Annotated in this window: 12 protein-coding genes; 1 reads left to right on the forward strand and 11 read right to left on the reverse strand. The window is 65.9% G+C overall.

Translation table 11 applies throughout. From position 1 onward, the window contains the following. Positions 1-67: 67 nt before the first annotated feature. From dapF to DPM12_RS07085, 7 genes are all read right to left on the reverse strand, one after another. Positions 68-1045 (reverse strand): diaminopimelate epimerase, encoded by a 978-nt coding sequence (dapF, locus tag DPM12_RS07055; protein WP_112257595.1) that lies wholly within the window; start codon positions 1043-1045, stop codon positions 68-70. A 28-nt stretch (positions 1046-1073) separates the two neighbouring features. Next, positions 1074-2012 carry a tRNA (adenosine(37)-N6)-dimethylallyltransferase MiaA gene (gene miaA, locus DPM12_RS07060; protein WP_112257720.1) on the reverse strand — a complete coding sequence of 313 codons (939 nt, stop codon included), beginning with the start codon at positions 2010-2012 and terminating at the stop codon, positions 1074-1076. A gap of 149 nt (positions 2013-2161) precedes the next feature. Then, positions 2162-3643 carry an adenosylhomocysteinase gene (gene ahcY / locus DPM12_RS07065; protein ID WP_112257596.1) on the reverse strand — a complete coding sequence of 494 codons (1482 nt, stop codon included), beginning with the start codon at positions 3641-3643 and terminating at the stop codon, positions 2162-2164. 146 nt (positions 3644-3789) lie between these two features. Next, positions 3790-7335 carry a methionine synthase gene (gene metH, locus DPM12_RS07070; protein ID WP_211658570.1) on the reverse strand — a complete coding sequence of 1182 codons (3546 nt, stop codon included), beginning with the start codon at positions 7333-7335 and terminating at the stop codon, positions 3790-3792. Positions 7336-7453: 118 nt separating this feature from the next. Next, positions 7454-8437: a carbohydrate kinase family protein gene (locus tag DPM12_RS07075; protein ID WP_112257597.1), complete on the reverse strand. Its 984-nt coding sequence runs from the start codon at positions 8435-8437 to the stop codon at positions 7454-7456. Between the two features lie 50 nt (positions 8438-8487). Beyond that, positions 8488-9684, reverse strand: coding sequence for a methionine adenosyltransferase (gene metK, locus DPM12_RS07080; protein WP_112257598.1), 1197 nt, complete (start codon positions 9682-9684; stop codon positions 8488-8490). Between the two features lie 132 nt (positions 9685-9816). Beyond that, the gene (locus DPM12_RS07085) at positions 9817-11514 is read right to left on the reverse strand and encodes a glycine/sarcosine N-methyltransferase (protein ID WP_112257722.1); all 1698 of its coding nucleotides are present in this window, start codon (positions 11512-11514) and stop codon (positions 9817-9819) included. A 730-nt stretch (positions 11515-12244) separates the two neighbouring features. On the opposite strand from DPM12_RS07085, the gene DPM12_RS07090 reads away from it, so the two are divergent. Beyond that, positions 12245-12739 carry a hypothetical protein gene (locus DPM12_RS07090; RefSeq protein ID WP_112257599.1) on the forward strand — a complete coding sequence of 165 codons (495 nt, stop codon included), beginning with the start codon at positions 12245-12247 and terminating at the stop codon, positions 12737-12739. Positions 12740-12815: 76 nt separating this feature from the next. On the opposite strand, the gene miaB is transcribed toward DPM12_RS07090, so the two are convergent. From miaB to DPM12_RS07110, 4 genes are read right to left on the reverse strand one after another with little or no spacing between them, the layout of a single operon-like run. Next, entirely contained in the window at positions 12816-14342 is a 1527-nt protein-coding gene (gene miaB, locus DPM12_RS07095) for a tRNA (N6-isopentenyl adenosine(37)-C2)-methylthiotransferase MiaB (protein ID WP_112257600.1), read from the reverse strand. Between the two features lie 39 nt (positions 14343-14381). After that, positions 14382-16547: a TRAP transporter permease gene (locus DPM12_RS07100; RefSeq protein WP_112257601.1), complete on the reverse strand. Its 2166-nt coding sequence runs from the start codon at positions 16545-16547 to the stop codon at positions 14382-14384. 23 nt (positions 16548-16570) lie between these two features. Next, positions 16571-17149 carry a DUF1850 domain-containing protein gene (locus DPM12_RS07105; RefSeq protein ID WP_112257602.1) on the reverse strand — a complete coding sequence of 193 codons (579 nt, stop codon included), beginning with the start codon at positions 17147-17149 and terminating at the stop codon, positions 16571-16573. A gap of 36 nt (positions 17150-17185) precedes the next feature. Then, positions 17186-18154 (reverse strand): TAXI family TRAP transporter solute-binding subunit, encoded by a 969-nt coding sequence (locus DPM12_RS07110; RefSeq protein ID WP_112257603.1) that lies wholly within the window; start codon positions 18152-18154, stop codon positions 17186-17188. Between the last annotated feature and the right edge of the window lie 656 nt (positions 18155-18810).

Raw genomic sequence — 18810 nt, forward strand, 5'->3', positions numbered from 1 at the left:
CCGCAGGCACCCGGTTCTCTTATGTGTAAAGACGTATCCGGGGCCCGACAAGATGCGGTGATTTACGTCACAGAGCGGGTGAGGATCTCGCCGTCCGATCCGGCGCGGGATCCGGATACGTCTTCCTCACGAAACGCGCATCGAGCGTCACCGTACCGCGCACCCCCAGCTCGGCTGGACCGGTGAGCATGAGCTCGCCATCGGGGCGTTCGGTCACCCGTAGCTGCCCGCCGGGTACCTGAACGGTGTACGTCCCCTCCCGCGTGCCGTCCCGGCGCATCGCCGCCCAAGCCGCCGCGCACACCCCCGTACCGCATGACCGGGTCTCCCCCACGCCCCGCTCCCATACGCGCAGGGCGATGTGCCGCTCTCCCACGCGGGCGACGAACTCGACGTTCGCCCCATCCGGGAAGACGTCGCGCGGACGCACAGTGGGCACGCTCGTCAGCATGCCCAGCTCAGCCAGCGCTCTCACGTCGTCCACCCGCACGTGCTCGTCGCCGATACCGGCGGCGTCGCCACCTTCGTCGACGAACACGACGGCGTGAGGGTTCGGCACCGTGACCGCCGTCGCGGGCCAGCTACGCCCGTCCAGCCCGATCGTCGCCTCGACCGAGCCGCCGGTCAGGGGCACGGCCCTGCCCATTTCGACCGTGAACTGGCCCTCCGGCTCCACGTGAACCACGCGGACGCCGCCACGGGTGGCGATCCGCATCGTGGGCCCGGCGGCATGTCCGTGATCAAGCAGGTAGCGCGCGAGCACGCGGATACCATTGCCGCACATCTCGGCAACCGAGCCGTCGGCGTTGCGGTAGTCCATGAACCACTCGGCCCCGGACTCCTCCGCCAGCCCCGGCATCTCGGCAACGGCGGCGGTACGCACGACACGGATCAGGCCGTCCGCACCGATGCCGGAATGGCGATCCGTGATCATCCGCACCGTCGGTGGGTCCACCACGCCGTCGGACACGCCGTCGGGATCCGGCACGAGCACGAAGTCGTTCTGCGTGCCATGCCCCTTGACGAACTCGACTTGCGCACCCATCGGCGCTACCGTCCCTTCCTCCATGCCATCACGTGTGTGCGGATAGCGCACCGAGGCGGCTCACCACGCGATCCGCCTTCTCCGTATCCGCCTGCTCGAACGGGACCCACCAGATCCGCTCGTCCTTGCGGAACCACGAATCCTGACGGCGGGCGAATCGCCGTGTGGCCCGCACGGTCTCGGCCCGGGCGTCCTCCTCGGTGCATTCCCCAGCCAGAAACGCCAGCACCTGCGCATAGCCCAGCGCCCGGCTGGCGGTACGGCCCTGCCGCAGCCCGCGCGCCTCCAGCTGGCGGACCTCCTCGACCAGGCCGGCCTCCCACATCGCCGCCACGCGCGACTCGATCCGAGCGTCGAGCACGTCGCGCGGCACGTCGATACCGACCTGGGTGACATCGTCGTAGACGTGTTCCCGGGGCGGCAGCGACGCCCGGAAGGGCCCGCCGGTCAGCTCGATGACCTCGAGAGCCCGGACAATTCGCCGGCCGTTGCTGGGCAGGATGGCCGCCGCCGCGTCCGGGTCCCGCTCGGCCAGCCGGGCATGCAGCCGCGCGGCACCCTCACGGGCCAGCTCGTCCTCCAGCCGGGAGCGGACGCGGGCATCGGTGCCGGGAAAGTCGAAGCGGTCGAGAATCGCACGCACGTAGAGAGCGCTACCTCCGACGACGACGGGCACGACGCCACCCTTCCGGCACTCGTCGATCGCCGCACGGGCCATGCCCTGGAACTCGGCCACCGTAGCCGGTTCGGTGACGTCGAGGATGTCGAGGAGGTGGTGGGGAACGCCACCACGCTGTTCCGGCGGCACCTTCGCGGTGCCGATGTCCATGCCGCGATAGATCTGCATCGAGTCGGCGTTGACCACCTCGCCACCCAACCGGCTGGCCAGTTCGATCGCCAGGCCGCTCTTGCCGGCCGCCGTGGGTCCGACGACGGCAACGATCGGCACTCGATCCGCTACGCTCATCAGCTCCAGTGTCACACGCCGACCCGTCACAAACGACGAGTCGCCCCACCATCGCTCGTGCGACAGTGAGGCGACTCGTCGTGCCTGATACCGGCGAAGCCCGCGTGGCTCGACTGGCAGCAGCCGAGACCGCGGGGACAACAGCCGGATCAGTAGCGGTAGTACTCGGGCTTGTACGGGCCCTCAACGTCCACACCGATGTACTCGGCCTGGTCCTTGCTCATCTTGGTGAGCTTGCCGCCGAGCGCCTCGAGGTGCACCCGGGCGACCTTCTCATCCAGGTGCTTGGGCAGCAAGTACACCTGGTCCGTGCCGTACTCGCCCTGCTTGGTGAACAGCTCGATCTGCGCGATGGTCTGATCGGAGAACGAGTTCGACATGACGAACGATGGGTGTCCAGTGGCGTTGCCCAGGTTGAGCAGCCGGCCCTCGGAGAGCACGATGATCGAGTGGCCGTCGGGGAACATCCACTCGTCGACCTGCGGCTTGATGTGGGTGCGCTTGACGCCGGGGTAGCGCTCGAGCTCGGCGATCTGGATCTCGTTGTCGAAGTGACCGATGTTTCCGACGATCGCCTGGTGCTTCATCTTCGCCATGTGGTCGACCGTGATCACGTCCTTGTTACCCGTGGCGGTGATCACGATGTCGGCACGGTCCAGGACGTCGTCCAGCACGGCGACCTCGTACCCGTCCATCGCGGCCTGCAAGGCACAGATCGGGTCGATCTCGGTGATGATCACGCGGGCACCCTGACCGCGAAGCGACTCCGCGCTGCCCTTGCCGACGTCACCGTAGCCGCAGACCACGGCGGTCTTGCCGCCGATGAGCACGTCAGTGGCCCGGTTGATGCCGTCGATGAGCGAATGCCGGCAGCCGTACTTGTTGTCGAACTTGGACTTGGTGACAGCGTCGTTGACGTTGATCGCCGGGAAGAGCAGCTCGCCAGTCTCCGCCAGGTGGTACAGCCGGTGCACGCCGGTGGTGGTCTCCTCGGTGACACCCTTGATACCCGACGCGAGCGTGGTCCACTTCGACGCGTCCTGAGCCAGCGAGGCACGCAGGCGGTCGAGGAAGACCTTGAACTCCTCCGGGTCGTTCTCGTCGGCCGTGGGCACCGCACCGGCCTTCTCGAACTCGACCCCCTTGTGCACCAGCAGGGTGGCGTCCCCGCCGTCGTCGAGGATCATGTTCGGCGCCGAGCCCGGCCAGGTCAGCATCTGCTCGGTGCACCACCAGTACTCCTCCAGCGACTCGCCCTTCCAGGCGAATACCGGAACACCGGCCGGGGACTGCGGCGTGCCGTTCGGGCCCACGACGACGGCTGCCGCGGCGTGGTCCTGTGTCGAGAAGATGTTGCAGCTGGCCCAGCGGACTTCCGCGCCCAGCGCCACGAGTGTCTCGATCAACACGGCCGTCTGGATGGTCATGTGCAGCGAGCCGGAGATCCGGGCGCCCCGCAACGGCTGGGACTCGGCGTACTCGCGCCGCAGAGCCATCAGGCCCGGCATCTCGTGTTCGGCCAGACGGATCTCGTTGCGGCCGAACTCGGCCAGGGACAGGTCGGCGACGGCAAAGTCCACGCCGTTGAGTGACTGCTTCGGTACGGACGGACTAAAGGTCGCGGCGGTCATCTGATGACTCCTTCGAATACGGTTTTCGGTTCCAGCTTATGGCGTCGAAATCTTCGGGCCGGGGCGCGGCCGGGTGCTGGAGGGCATCGGTGGAGCCCTCCACGGGCGAAGCCGGTGGTCTCCGGCACGCCGCCCGGCTGCGCTGACTACGTGTTGAAATACTTGGCCTCCGGGTGGTGGACGACAAAAGCATCGGTCGACTGTTCGGGATGCAGCTGGTGCTCGTCGGAGAGCTTGACCCCGATCCGGTCGGGCTCGAGCAGCTCGACGATCTTCGTGCGATCCTCCAGCTCCGGGCATGCCCCGTAGCCCAGCGAGAACCGCGCGCCGCGGTAGCCCAGGCGGAAGTACTCCTCGATGTCCTCCGGGTCCTCCGCCGAGACCGGCACGGAGCCGTTGAAGAGCAGCTCGTCACGCACGCGACGGTGCCAGTACTCGGCCAGCGCCTCGGTGAGCTGCACACCCAGACCGTGCACTTCCAGGTAGTCGCGGTAGGAGTTGCTCGCGAACAGCTCGTTCGCGAAATCCGCGATCGGCTGGCCCATGGTCACCAGCTGCAACGGCAACACGTCGACGTGGCCGCGCTCGGCTGCGAGCTCCCGCGTGCGGAAGAAGTCCGCCAGGCACAGCCGCCGGTCGCGGCGCTGGCGCGGGAACGTGAACCGGAGCCGCTCCTTCGCGTCAGGCTCGGGGCTCTCCAGCACGACGACGGAGTCGCCCTCGGACACGCAGGGGAAATATCCGTAGACCACGGCGGCGTGTGCCAGGACGCCTTCCGTCGTCAGCCGGTCGATCCAGGAGCGCAAGCGCGGGCGGCCTTCGGTCTCGACGAGCTCCTCGTACGTGGGGCCGTCGCCACCCTTGGTGCCGCGCAGGCCCCACTGCCCGAAGAACGTGGCACGCTCGTCGAGCATCGTCGAGTAGTCGGCCACGGCCACGCCCTTGACCAGCCGGCTTCCCCAGAACGGCGGTTCGGGGACCGGCACGTCGGTCTCGACGTCGGAGCGTGCCGGCTGCTCCTCGGGCTCATCCGCGGCGGCTTCACGGGCGGCCGCGATCCGCTTGGACCGCTCCCGGCGGGCCTTGCGTTCGGCGCGTTTGCGCTGGGCCTCTTCGTCGACCTCCAGCGTCTCGCCCTTCTTGCGGGCCATCACCGTGTCCATGAGCTTCAGGCCCTCGAAGGCGTCCTTCGCGTAGGAAACCTCGCCCTCGTAGATCTCGGCGAGGTCATCCTCGACGTAGGTCCGGTTGAGGGCGGCACCACCCAGCAGCACCGGCCAGGTCTCGGCGACCCCCCGGGAGTTCATCTCCTGGAGGTTCTCCTTCATGATCACCGTGGATTTGACGAGCAAGCCGGACATGCCGATCGCGTCGGCCTCGTGCTCGGTCGCGGCATCCAGGATCGCGTTGATCGGCTGTTTGATCCCGATGTTCACGACGTCGTAGCCGTTGTTGGACAGGATGATGTCCACCAGGTTCTTGCCGATATCGTGCACGTCGCCCTTGACGGTGGCGAGCACGATCCGGCCCTTGCCCCCGGAATCGTCCTTGTCCATGTGTGGCTCGAGATGCGCCACCGCCGTCTTCATGACCTCGGCAGCCTGCAGCACGAACGGAAGCTGCATCTGGCCCGAGCCGAACAGGTCACCGACGGTCTTCATGCCAGCAAGCAACGTGTCGTTGACGATGTCGAGCGGCTTGCGCTCCTTCATCGCCTCGTCGAGGTCCTCTTCGAGGCCATTGCGCTCGCCATCGACGATCCGCCGTTCCAGCCGCTCGCCCAGCGGGAGCGCCGCGAGCTCTTCGGCGCGGCTCTGCCGGTTCGAGGACGAACTGGCGCCCTCGAACAGCGCCATGAACTTCTGCAGCGGGTCGTAGTCCTCGGTACGGCGGTCATACACCAGATCCAGGGCGACCTCGCGCTGCTCGTCCGGGATCCTGGCCATCGGCAGGATCTTCGACGCGTGCACGATCGCCGTAGACAGGCCGGCCTGCACGCATTCGTGCAAGAAGACCGAGTTCAGCACCTGCCGGGCAGCGGCGTTCAGCCCGAACGACACGTTGGATACACCCAGTGTCGTCTGGACGCCCGGGTATTCGGTCGTGAGCTGGCGGATCGCCTCGATCGTCTCGATGGCGTCCCGGCGGACCTCTTCCTGACCCGTCGAGATGGGGAACGTCAGGGTGTCGACGATGATGTCCTCGACAGCCATGCCCCAGTTCGTGGTGAGGTCCTCGATCAGGCGCCGCGCCACCCGCATCTTCCATTCCGCGGTGCGGGCCTGCCCGTCCTCGTCGATACACAGGGCAACCACGGAGGCGCCGTGCTCGGAGACGATCTCCATCGCCTTCTGGTAACGCGAGTCCGGGCCAGCGCCGTCCTCGTAGTTCACCGAGTTGATGACGCACCGGCCGCCGACCCGTTCCAGGCCGGCTTCGATCACGCTCGGCTCGGTGGAGTCCAGCATGATGGGCAACGTCGATGCCGTGGCCAGCCGCGATGCGAGCAGGTCCATGTCGGCCACGCCGTCGCGGCCCACGTAGTCGACGCACAGGTCGAGCAGGTGGGCGCCCTCGCGCGTTTGCGTGCGGGCGATCTCCACGCAGTCATCCCAGCGCTCTTCTGCCATGGCCTCCCGGAAGGCCTTCGAGCCGTTGGCGTTCGTGCGCTCGCCGATCATCAGGACGGAGGCATCTTGCCGGAAGGGCACCGTCTGGTAGACCGACGACACGCCGGGCTCGGGCTCCGGTGTGCGCTCGGCCGGCTCCAGATCCACGACCTTCTCGACAACCTTGCGCAGATGCTCCGGTGTGGTACCGCAGCACCCGCCCACCATCCGGGTGCCGAACTCGGTCACGAACTCGGCCAGGGCTCTCGCCAGCCCGTCCGGATCCAGCGGGTAAACGGCACCGTCCGGGCCGATCTCCGGCAGCCCCGCGTTCGGCATCACCGATATCGGCACGCGGGCGTGCTGCGAAAGGTACCGGAGGTGCTCGCTCATCTCCTCGGGGCCGGTCGCGCAATTCATCCCGATCATGTCGATGCCGAGCGGTTCCAGCGCGGTAAGCGCCGCCCCGATCTCGCTTCCGACCAGCATGGTCCCGGTCTGCTCGACCGTGACCTGCGCGATGATCGGTACCTTGTGTCCCTCCGCGGCCATGGCCCGCTTCGCGGCGATGACCGCGGCCTTCGTCTGCAACAGGTCCTGGCTGGTCTCGACCAGAACCACGTCGATGCCGCCGTTGAGCATCCCGCGCACCTGCTCGATGTAGGCGTCGCGGATCTCGGCGTACGTGATGTGGCCGAGCGTTGGCAGCTTCGTCCCGGGACCCACTGCCCCGAGCACGAAGCGCGGCTTCTGCGGTGTGGAGTACTCGTCGGCCGTCTCCCGCGCCAACCGCGCGCCGGCCTCGGCGAGCTCGCGGATGCGGTCCTGGATGTCGTACTCCATCAGGTTCGGCAAGTTCGTGCCGAACGTGTTGGTCTCGATCAGATCGGACCCGACTTCGAGAAACCCGCGGTGCACCGCGCGGACCGCATCCGGCCGCGTCACGTTGAGGATCTCGTTACAACCTTCGAGCCCGTCGAAGTCGTCCAGGGTGAGGTCTTGAGCCTGCAGCTGGGTACCCATGGCTCCATCGGCCACGAGCACTCGGCGGCGCAGTTCGCTGAGGAACGCGCTCTCAGCCACACCGCTCACCTCCTCATTCTGTATTGTCACTCTCGGTCCCTCGCTCATCATCGTCGTATCCAGATACCGATCAGGGGATTGCCGCCACAGGGGGCGACGGCAATCCCCTGACGGCACGTCAGAGCGTGCGACCGAGGAATGGCTTCACCTCTGTCGCGGCTTCCTCGCCGTACGCATCGGCGAACCGGCGCACGAATGTCTCCGGATCGATCTCGTACTCCTGCGGCCCCAGGGTCTCCAGCACGGTCGTGGCCAACAGGCTGCCGAATTGCATGGACCGCTCGGTGGAGAGCTGCCACGCGACGCCCGCGAAGAAGCCGACCCGGAACGCGTCCCCGACACCGGTCGGATCGACCTCCTGTTTCGCAGGGACGGCGGGAACCGTGGCGACCTCGCCCTCCTTGGTCTCCAGCCGCGCCCCGGCGCTTCCGAGCGTGGTCATCCACGATCCAACCCGAGCCAGCACGTCCTCCTTCGACCAGCCGGTCTTGTCCAGGAGGAGGCTGTGCTCGTACTCGTTCGTGAACAGCCACGCCGCGCCGTCCACCAGGCCACGAATCTCATCGCCGGTCATCCGGGCCACCTGCTGGCCGACGTCGGCGACGAATCGGTAGCCATGCTGACGGCACTCCTCGGTGTGCCGCAGCATCGCCACCGGATCGTGCGGGCTGATCGTCACGAGGTCGAACCCGCCGACGCGCTCGGCGACGGAAGCGAGCTCGATCTGCCGCGCGTCGGACATCGCACCCGAGTAGAAGGTTCCGATCTGGTTCTGGTCCTCGTCCGTGGTGCAAATGAAACGCGCGGTGTGCTTGTCCTCGGAGACGTACACCCCGCTCGTGTCGACACCGTGGCTGGACAGGAACTCGTCGTACTCCGCGAAGTCCCGGCCGACCCCCGCGACGAGGACCGGCGACATGCCGATCTTGGCGAAGCCCAGCGCGATGTTTCCGGCGGTACCTCCGCGCCGGATGTCGAGCTGGTCGGCCAGGAACGACAGCGACACCTGGTCGAGATGGTCGGCTACGAGCTGGTCGGCGAACCGACCCGGGAACACCATCAGATGGTCGGTGGCGATCGATCCGGTCACTGCAATACGCAAGGGGACTCCTCGTCGTCGGGGGGCGGCGTTCGGGTTCTGACCAGCGATCGCTAGACGCGAGCCGCCGCCTTCAGCTGCTCCACGCGATCCGTGCGCTCCCACGGCACGTCGAGGTCGTCCCGGCCGAAGTGGCCGTAGGCCGCCGTCGGCGCGTAGCGGGGACGCAGCAGGTCGAGATCCCGGACGATCGCTGCCGGGCGAAGGTCGAAGACTTCTTCGATCGCCATCTGAATCTTGGCAGGATCGACCTTCTCGGTACCGAAGGTCTCGATGAAGAGACCCACCGGGGCCGCCTTGCCGATGGCGTAGGCGGTCTGCACCTCGATCTTGTCCGCCAGCCCTGCCGCAACAGCGTTCTTGGCGACCCACCGCGTCGCGTACGCCGCGGAACGATCCACCTTGGACGGGTCCTTACCCGAGAACGCGCCGCCACCGTGGCGAGCGTAGCCACCGTAGGTGTCGACGATGATCTTCCGACCCGTGAGGCCGGCGTCACCGACCGGGCCACCGACGACGAACCGGCCCGTCGGGTTGACCAGCAGCCGGGTCTCGGAAACGTCGAGACCCAGCGAATCGATCACTGGTGTCATGACGTGCTCGCGTACGTCCGGGGTGAGCATCTCTTCGAGATCGATGTCGGCGGCGTGCTGGCTGGAGACGACGACCGTGTCCAGCCGGACCGGCTTGCCGTCCTCGTACTCCACCGTGACCTGGGTCTTGCCGTCCGGGCGCAGGTACGGCAACGTGCCTTCCTTGCGAACCTCGCTCAACCGGCGAGCCAGGCGGTGGGCCAGCGCGATCGGCAGCGGCATGAGCTCCGGGGTCTCCGTGCAGGCAAAGCCGAACATGAGCCCCTGGTCACCCGCACCCTGCGATGCGATCTCGTCCTTCTCACCCTCGACGCGAGTCTCGAACGCGGAGTCGACACCCTGGGCGATGTCGGGCGACTGCGCGTCGATCGCGACGTTCACGCCACACGATGCTCCGTCGAATCCCTTCGCCGAGGAGTCGTATCCGATCTCGAGAATGCGGTCGCGCACCACCGCGGGGATGTCGACGTAGCCCTTCGTGGTCACCTCACCGGCCACGTGTACCTGGCCGGTCGTGATCAGCGTCTCGCACGCCACCCGGGACTTCGGATCCTGCTCCAGCATCGCGTCCAGGATCGAATCACTGATGGCATCCGACATCTTGTCCGGATGACCCTCGGTAACCGACTCGCTCGTAAACAGTCGTCGATATGCCATGCCTCTTATCTCGCTTCCTTCATCGTCTCTTACGATTCGCCATGTGGTCCGGCCGTTGCAATGGGGCCGAGATTCGTGACGCGTCGGCCATGGGCTATCAACCACGGCCGACCGTCACGAACCGGATGAGATCTAGCGGCGGGCGACGATCACGCCCCATGCCAGATTTCCGGCATTTCCGCCATTGACCCAATTCTTTAGGCCGGCCTTCATCCGCTCCTGGTACTCCTGGCTCACCCGGCCTTCGAGCTCGCCCGCTCGCTTCTCCAGCTCACCGAGAACGCGTCCGTAATGGCGCGGAAGCTGCTCGCTCTCGTCGCGGAATTCGATCGAGGTGAGTCCGAGCCGATTGAGCTCTCGCCGGTAGAAGTCCGGCGTGCCCATGGTTTCCAGCTGCAAGCGTGCCAGGATCGGCTCGATCGACTTCTGGTCGATGTGATCCGCAGCCATCGGATCGGTGAAGATGAGCGTCCCGGTCGGCTTGAGCACCCGCACAGCCTCTTCGAGCGTGCGGCTGCGGTCACCACTGTGCAAGAACGAGTCCTGTGACCACACGACGTCGTACGAGTTGTCCTCGAACGGCAGATCCTCGAACGAGCCGTCGACCACGTCGATCAGGTCGTCCAGGTTCTGCTCCCGGTTCATGACGCGGTTCCGCTCGTTCTCCACCTCACTGAGATTGAGGCATGTCACCCGGCAACCGAACGTCTTCGCGAGATAGCGGGCCGAGCCACCGTAGCCCGCCCCCAGGTCCAGCACCTTGGTATCCGCGTCCAGCTTGAGCTCGCCGGCCATCTGCTCGACGGTGCGCCGGCTGGCGGCGCCGATGTCCTCGTCCGGCGTGGCGTACAACCCGACGTGGATGTCCTCGCCACCCCAGATGATCGAGTAGAAGTTGTCGGCATCTTCGGAGTTGTAGTAATCGCGCGCTGTGTTGACAGTAGTGGAATAAATGTCAGCCAGCTCCTCGTCCGAACGGTAGCGCTTCTCCGCGACGTGGATGAAGAAGTCCGGATCATCCTCGCGATACGTTTGCTGGAAGTCGCCGAATGTCTCGACATGCTGGAATCCGACTTCGCGCATGAGCCTGCGCACATAATTCTTGCGAAGCGGATACATGTTCAAGTAGTACTCGGAACCATCCGAGAACGTGTAGCGAAAACGGGCCAAACCGTCGTCGACATATTCCGGGACGGCCGATACGTCTTCACCACAGTAATAATACGTGTGCTTGCTCGAAAAACCTTGATCGAGAATCGAGTCGTAATTACGCTGATCGATGATCAGGACACCGTCGTGTTTCAGCATTGCGTAGAATTCCGCAAGCGCCTTGCGACGGTCTCGCTCGGAGAAGAGATGGGTGAAAGAATTACCCAGACACACGATGGCGTCATATTCTCCGTGCACGTCACGGTTGAGCCAGCGCCAATCGGCATTGACCACGCGCAGGATATGCCCGCCGTGCTTCAATCCGTTCTCGAACGCCTTGGCCAGCATGGGCGCGCTGCCATCGGCGCTGACCGTCTCGAAGCCTTCTTCGAGCAACCGCACCGAGTGGAAACCCGTTCCCGTGGCAACGTCGAGCACCTTGCGGACGCCGCGCTCCTTGAGTTGATCGACGAAGAAGCTGCCTTCACTTTCAGCACGCTTCTTCCAGTCGATCAGGTCATCCCACTTCTCGACGAACCCGGGAACGTACTCCTCGGTGTAGTGATCGGTGGTACGCACCTCGAGTGGACTGTCACCGAAGTCCTGATGAACATCGAGGGAGTCAGATGACTCCGATTCTGGCGCCTTGCCATTACTTGCTTCGCTAATCTGTCTCGCCATGCACAACTCCCGGTGTTCACGCGGCGTGCGGAGCTCGCCCAGCCGACGCACCGTTGCATCAGCATCTGGCCGCTCTCGTCGGTCAGACGCATCTCCAGGCGGGGCTCGCAGCCACAATCTCGTGGGCGCCACCCGCCTGCGTCGCCCGACTCCTGTCGGCAATTCACTGGACCGGTCCCAGCGCTGCGAGAAGAAGATCGAACCTCATCTCGCATCGTTTAACACGCTAGAGGATTCGACCGGACATATCAACTCTGGGCATACAAACATGCCCTGACCAGGCAAGTTTCCGCCACAATTCGAGAACAGATCAGGCCGTCTTCGAAAGCGGTCAGGGGTGGGCGGGACAGCGATGACTGAATGCCGTAAAGTGGTTTCGTTATTCACTTTCGCGGCATCTCAGTATCTGATCAACTTCCCCCGGGATTCGGTTCTATTCGGACTGGTGCGTACCAGTAACAATGTCGCATCTTTGTGTTCCGCGTATGTTTCTTTCTACGCAACCGTTCCGGTGTACGCAACTATGATAGGAGACAGATTTCTTTTACGCCAACCCGGATTCGAACATTCCGATCGGCCACTTTCGCTCGAAATACGCCCGGCCGCAGCACCCGGGAACGCTGCTGGTACGGCGCTCGGGAGACGTCCCCGGGACCGCCCGGCTCCCCAGCATCCGGACACGCCGGAGGGTCATTCGTCACGTGACGCCCCAACATGGTCGAATAACGTCATGGTCTCCTTCGGCGACGCCCTCCAACTCATGTGCGCAGGTGTCGTCACCCTCATCACGCTGTCGTCCGTCATCGCTTGGTTGCCCGCTCGCAGCCACTGCCCGGACTGCCTGAGCGGGCGCCTGTTCATCGGCATCGGAACGATCGCGCTGATCTTGGACCCCGGAGGCGTCGGCGTGTTGGGCGCGATACTTGCCGCCATGGGTATTGCCATCTGGTGGGCCGGGCAGCCAGTACCCGAGATACCCCGTCCCCGGCAGCAGGGATTGCTCATCACATCCCTCATAGCGGGACTCGTCACCCTCATGGCCCTGCGTGGCTGGGGACCGCTAGGCGACATCCCGGAGCAAGCCCGGATCGTCGTCGCACCCTTCGTCGCCGCGGTCGGCGCCCTCGGCACGCTCGCCGTCGCCGACCGCGCCCGCGTTACCTACCGAGACGAGCTACGCCGTCGCCTGCGGCACCCGTCCGCCGTGCACGAATACCGATCTTGACCCGCTCACCAGCTGCCGGGCCCGCCGCCCACGGAGCGCGAGACGGGCCCCACTCGTGGTGCTTACTCGCACTTGATCACGAAGGCGAGCTGCAGCAGGCGTCCCCGGCCGGCTCCGGCTCCGGAGTACCAACCGACGGCATGCCCAGCATCACACCGCCGGGCGACGCCGACGCCGTAGCCGTCGAGGTGCCAGCCGTGCTCGCCCGGTTGGCACGCTCGTACGCATCACCAGCCGTAGTGCGGCGTACCTCGTATCGGCCACCAGCCGATGCCGAGTCCGCGACCAGGTAATGCGGTGCCGCGTGCGTCACCTCGACGGTCACCATGTCTCCCGGGCGGGGCCGGGGAACATCGTCGGGCACCGAGAAGTGCACCAGGCGGTTGTCCCGTGCCCGTCCGGACCATCGACGGGTCTCGTCATCCTTGCGTCCCTCGCCGTCAGCCACCAGCACCTCAACGGGGCGGCCGACTGCCTTGCGTGCCTCGTCCCACGCGATCTCCTCGACGAGCTCGGTCAGCCGCTGGTATCGATCGCGCACGACCTCAGGAGGCACGTGCCCGTCCATCTCCGCAGCCGGGGTACCGGGACGCTTGGAGTACTGGAAGGTGAATGCCGAGGCGAACCTCGCCTCGCGCACCACGTGCAGCGTCTCCTGGAAGTCCTCCTCCGTCTCGCCGGGAAAGCCGACGATGATGTCGGTGGTGATGGCGGCCTCCGGCATCGCCTCTCGAACTCGGGACACGATGTCCAGGTAGCGCTTCTGCCGGTACGAACGCCGCATCGCCTTGAGCACGCGATCCGAGCCGGATTGCAGTGGCATGTGCAGCTGTGGCATCACCGCCGGGGTCTCGGCCATCGCGGCGATGACATCGTCAGTGAAATCCCGCGGGTGCGGGCTGGTGAAGCGCACCCGCTCCAGCCCTTCCACCGAGCCGACCGTGCGCAAGAGTTTGCCGAAGGCGTAGCGATCCCCGAACTCGACGCCGTACGCGTTGACGTTCTGGCCGAGCAGCGTCACCTCGATCACGCCATCAGCCACCAGCGCCTCGACCTCGGCCAGCACGTCGCCTGGACGGCGGTCCTTCTCCCGGCCACGCAACGCCGGCACGATACAGAAGGTGCACGTGTTGTTGCAGCCGACACTGATGGCCACCCACGCGGAGTACGGGCTTTCCCGGCGCGACGGAAGCGAGGAGGGGAAGGTCTCGAGCGCCTCGACGATCTCAACCTGTGCTTCCTGTTCGATCCGCGCGCGTTCCAACAGGGCCGGCAACGAGCCAACATTGTGCGTGCCGAAGACGACATCGACCCAGGGCGCGCGCCGCACGATCTCGTCGCGATCCTTCTGCGCGAGGCACCCGCCCACGGCGATCTGCATGCCGGGATGGGCGGATTTGCGCGAGGCGAGGTGGCCGAGATTGCCGTAAAGCTTGTTGTCGGCGTTCTCGCGGACCGCACACGTGTTGAGCACCACGACGTCGGCGTCGTTCGAGCCCGCCTTGGCGAAGCCCGCGTCGTCGAGGAGCCCGGCGATCCGCTCCGAGTCGTGGACATTCATCTGGCACCCGAAGGTGCGGACGTGGTACGTGCGTGTGCTCATCTCGCCATCCAGGGTACGCGGTTTCCGCCCGGGCGCGCGTCACGTGGTGGCCAGCGCTGCCTCGCGCCGCCGTAGCCGCGGGCCGCTCCACCACTGCCACGCGAAGATCGACGCCGCGATCACCAAGCCGATCGCGTCGGCCGCGATCGAGCCGTGCAGCAGCAAGAGACCGGCACCGGCCAGTGCCACCCGCAATACCGGGCTGATCCTGCGGTCAACATACCCGACCACCCCGACACCGAGGCTGACGATGCCCGCGACTGCCGTCAGGAACGCCAGCACGCCCGTCACCCACGTGGCGTCCTGCAGGAGCAACTCGTGCGAGAACAGGAACATGTACGGCACGATGAAGCCGCCGAGCGCGATGCGTACCGACTGCACGCCCGTCCGCATCGGATTGCTGCGCGCGATGCCGGATGCCGCGTACGACGCGAGACAGACCGGCGGAGTGATATCGGCCAGGACACCGAAGTAGTACACGAACAGGTGCGCGACCAGGATCTGCTCGGGCGCGAAATCGCCGGCCATCATGATCGCCGGTGCCGCAAGCGTGGCGGTAATCACGTAGTTCGCCGTCGTGGGCACGCCGATACCGAGGATCAGGCACGCGATCATGGCAAGGAAGGCCGTCACCAACAGCTGCCCACCTGCCAGCGCCACCAACTCGCTACCCAGATGAAGGCCGACGCCGGTCAGGGTGATCACCCCGGCGATGAGGCCGGCAGTAGCACACGCCACGATGATCGGCAACGCCAGCCGGGCCGCGTCGACCAGCCCGTCGAGCAGGGCTACCGGGGTGAGCTTGTCTTCCATCGTGCGCCACCGCCGGAAGGCCACCGCGATGATCTGGCTGAGGACGTTGATCCCCACTGCCACGCCAATGGCCACCGTCGCTGCGAACATCGGCGTGTATCCCTGGATCAGGACGATGAAGATCACGATGATCGGGATGACGAGATAGCCCTTGCGCAGCAGCAATCTCCGCACATTCGGTAGCTGGCTGCGCGCCAGCCCGCCGATGCCCAGGCGCTTCGAGTCATAGTGAATGATCACGTACTGGGCGAGGAAGAAGAGGATGGCCGGGATGATCGCCGCCTTCATGATCTCGGAGTACGGCTGGCCGGTCATGTCGATCATGATGAATGCGGCAGCGCCCATCACGGGTGGCGCGAGCTGTCCACCCGTCGACGACGCCGCCTCGACGGCGCCCGCGTACTCGCCCGTGTAGCCCGATCGCTTCATCATCGGGATAGTGAAGGCGCCGTTGCCGACGGTGTTGGCCACCGAGCTTCCGGTGATCGTCCCGGAGAAGGCGCTCGTCAGCACGCCGACCTTGGCCGTCCCTCCGGTCATCCATCCGGTGGCGCCGAAGGCCGCGTCGGTAAAGAAGCGTTCCATGCCGCTGCGTTGCAGCATCGCGGCAAAGATCATGAACATGTAGATGAACGTCGACGACACGGCGATCGGCGTGCCGAACACGCCCTCGGTGCCGAGAAACTGCGTGGAGATGATCCGATCGATCGAGTAACCGGCATGGCGCAGGAACCCCGGCATGATCTCGCCGAAGTACGCGTATCCCAGCATCACGGCGGCCACCGCGACGAGCGGCGTACCGATGACACGCTGCGCCGCCACCAGGATCAGCATGATGCCGATCGCACCCACCGCGATGTGGATCTCGTCGTGCCGGCCGGCCTGCGCGAGGATCTCATCGGAGTTGAAAAACAGGTACAGGCCGGAGAAGAAGCCCAGAATCGAGAGGAGCACGTCGGCCACCGGGATGCCGGCCAATGCGAGCGGCAGATGCCGGGCAGCCTGTACCAGCAGCACCACGACCGCCGCCGGAGCGGCAGCGTGCAGGCCGACATCGCCGCTCGCCACGACGAAGGCCAGCCCGCCGAGAACGATCGCCGTGATCACCCAGCTGCGCCGCGCCTCCCACGCGGTGAACTCCACCTTGGCCGGATACAGCAGGAACGTGAGCCCGAGACCGAAGGCGACGTGAAACGACCGCTGCTGGTGACTGGGCAGCTGGGCACCGATGGCCGTGTAGAGATGGAACACGCTCAGCGCGAGTGCCAGAACGAAGAACGCCCACCGCCACCACGCCCGCATCTGGGTCCGGATCTTGACGGTCGCGTCGGTGAAGTCAGCCTGTTCAAGCCTCTCGATGTCCTGGCTCGCGTCCTCGATCTTGCCAGCCATCGCCCTTCGCCCCTCGATCCGTCTCACCCTCGAACCGCAAGCTCGACATATTCGCCACGGCGAGTCACGTCGAGCAGCCGCAACCGCTCACCGTCAGCGAACACCACGGTGTGATCCACCGCATCGCTCCCGACGCGCAGGGGCACGGTGCCGATCCGCATATCGTGGTGCAAGACACGGTATGCCCCATTCTCGTGCACAAACGTCGTCTCCCCATCGTCACCGAGCTCCTCCGCCCCGGCGGGCAGGTTCGGACCGAACTCGTCGAACCGCAGTTCGCGTAACAGGATCGCCGGCGCCTCGTCGTCGATCGCGAATATCTCGACGACGGGGCGGTTGGTCACCGAGTGCGTGTGTTCGAGCCGGAACGTTTCCCCCGCCGTGACGGGGCGCGAATAGACCACCTCGTCCGCGCCCATGTCCCGGACCTCGAACTCGAGGCCATCATCGCCGGTACGGGTCGCCGCCACGATCACCACGACGGCAAACAACGCGACGACGCCGATCGTGCGCCACCCGGGCATGCCACCCCACGCGAGCACACCGCGACGCGGTGCGGCCGGCGAATCCGGCCGCACCACCACCTCGTCGCGCTCGGTCATGCTCACCCGAGCTCAGCCGATCACCGTCCGCTCCGGCTACCCCTCCCCGTCCAGGGCGTTGTTCTCCTCGTAGTAGCGTTCAGCGCCCGGATGCAGCGGGATGTCACCCCGACCCAGCACGGCCGACTCGATGTCGATCTGGTTGCCCGTCGCCTGCGCTTCCGCGATCTCTGAGCTCTCTTCGTACAACACGCGGGTCAGCTCGTACGCCAGATCCTCGTCGAGATCGGAGCGGGCATACAGCGTCGCCCAGTTCGTCACGAGGGTCGCCGGCTCGGTGATGTTGGAGTACGTGCCCGGCTCGTACTCGATCTCGGTCAACGTGGGATCGTCCGACAGCGTCTGCTCCAGCAGCTCACCTTCCAGCGAGACGAGATTGAGGTCGACAGCCGTTGCGACCTCTTCCAGGCTTCCGGCGGGCAGGGCCAGGATCGCGAAGGCGGCATCGATGGAGCCGTCACGCAGCCGGTCGGCCGCCTCGCCGAAGGTGTCCTGGAACTCCTCGACCTCGATTCCCGCACGGTCGAGCAAGTCACGGGCGAAAGCCTCCGTGCCGCTCCCGGGAGGGCCGAGTGCGACACGCATACCGTCGAGATCTTCGACCGTCTCGATACCGGCATCCGCACGCGCCACGATCTGGTTGACCTCTTGATAGACGTTTCCGATGAACGTGATGTCGTGATCTTCACCTTCGAACGCGCCGGTGCCCTCGCGCGCGACCGCGGCCCGGCCGTTCACCGCCATGATCAATTCGACTTCCTCGTCGTGGAGCAAGGCCAAATTCTCGTCCGACGCGCCGCTGGACTGGGTGCTCACCCGTACATCCGGAATGTGATCGTTCCACACTCCAGCGATGGCACCGCCGAGCGGGAAGTAGGTTCCACCGGTGGAACCGGTGGCCATCGTCAAGATCTCCGTGTCGTCTCCGCATGCAGCCAGCAACAACGCCGGTGCCGCCAGCAACGCCGCAACACGCCTGGCGATCATGCGCCCCGCCCTCGTCATGCTCGTCGTCCTCCTTCTGGGTCCGGGCCCTGTGCTGGGTGTTGCCCTGCTGTGACAGGGTCACGTGCAACGATCAACTTCCTGTTGTCACAGAGAAGATCACCGTGTCATGCGTTGACGGTAAGACCGTGCGATGGGGCGGGCAAGGGGCATCACGGCATACGCCTGTCGGGGAGGCGGAACCGAGTCGGATTCGTATCTCGTCCGTGACCGGCCGCTCGGCGGGTATCCGGTTTCCTGTGCAGGCCATACGCACGCCGCCGGCGCTCCGAGCGCCATGGTTCGCCGCGTGCCTTCGCGGCAGGCCCGCTTCGCCAAGTGCCCTCGCAGTAGGCCCGCTCTCGTCGAGTGCCTTCGCGGCAGGCCCGCTTCGCCGGGGACTTCGCGGCAGGCCCGCTTCGCCGGGGACTTCGCGGCAGGCCCTATACGGCAGCCGTGGTTCTCGCGATCGGTGTGGAGTTTCGGCCGGGCTGCGCGGCAAAACAGTCGTTATAGCAGCCCATCCTCCACGCACAGTGTGCCCGAACTCCACATCGATCACCGTCATGCCGTGCCTGCAGGCGGCGACCACATCCCGGGCGTGACGACGTGCTGGGCGTGACGACGTGCTGGGCGTAACCGCGTGCCGGGCGTAACCGCGTGCCGGGCGTGACGAC

It is taken from the genome of Phytoactinopolyspora halophila (assembly GCF_003287285.1).
In the GTDB taxonomy this organism is placed as follows: domain Bacteria; phylum Actinomycetota; class Actinomycetes; order Jiangellales; family Jiangellaceae; genus Phytoactinopolyspora_A; species Phytoactinopolyspora_A halophila.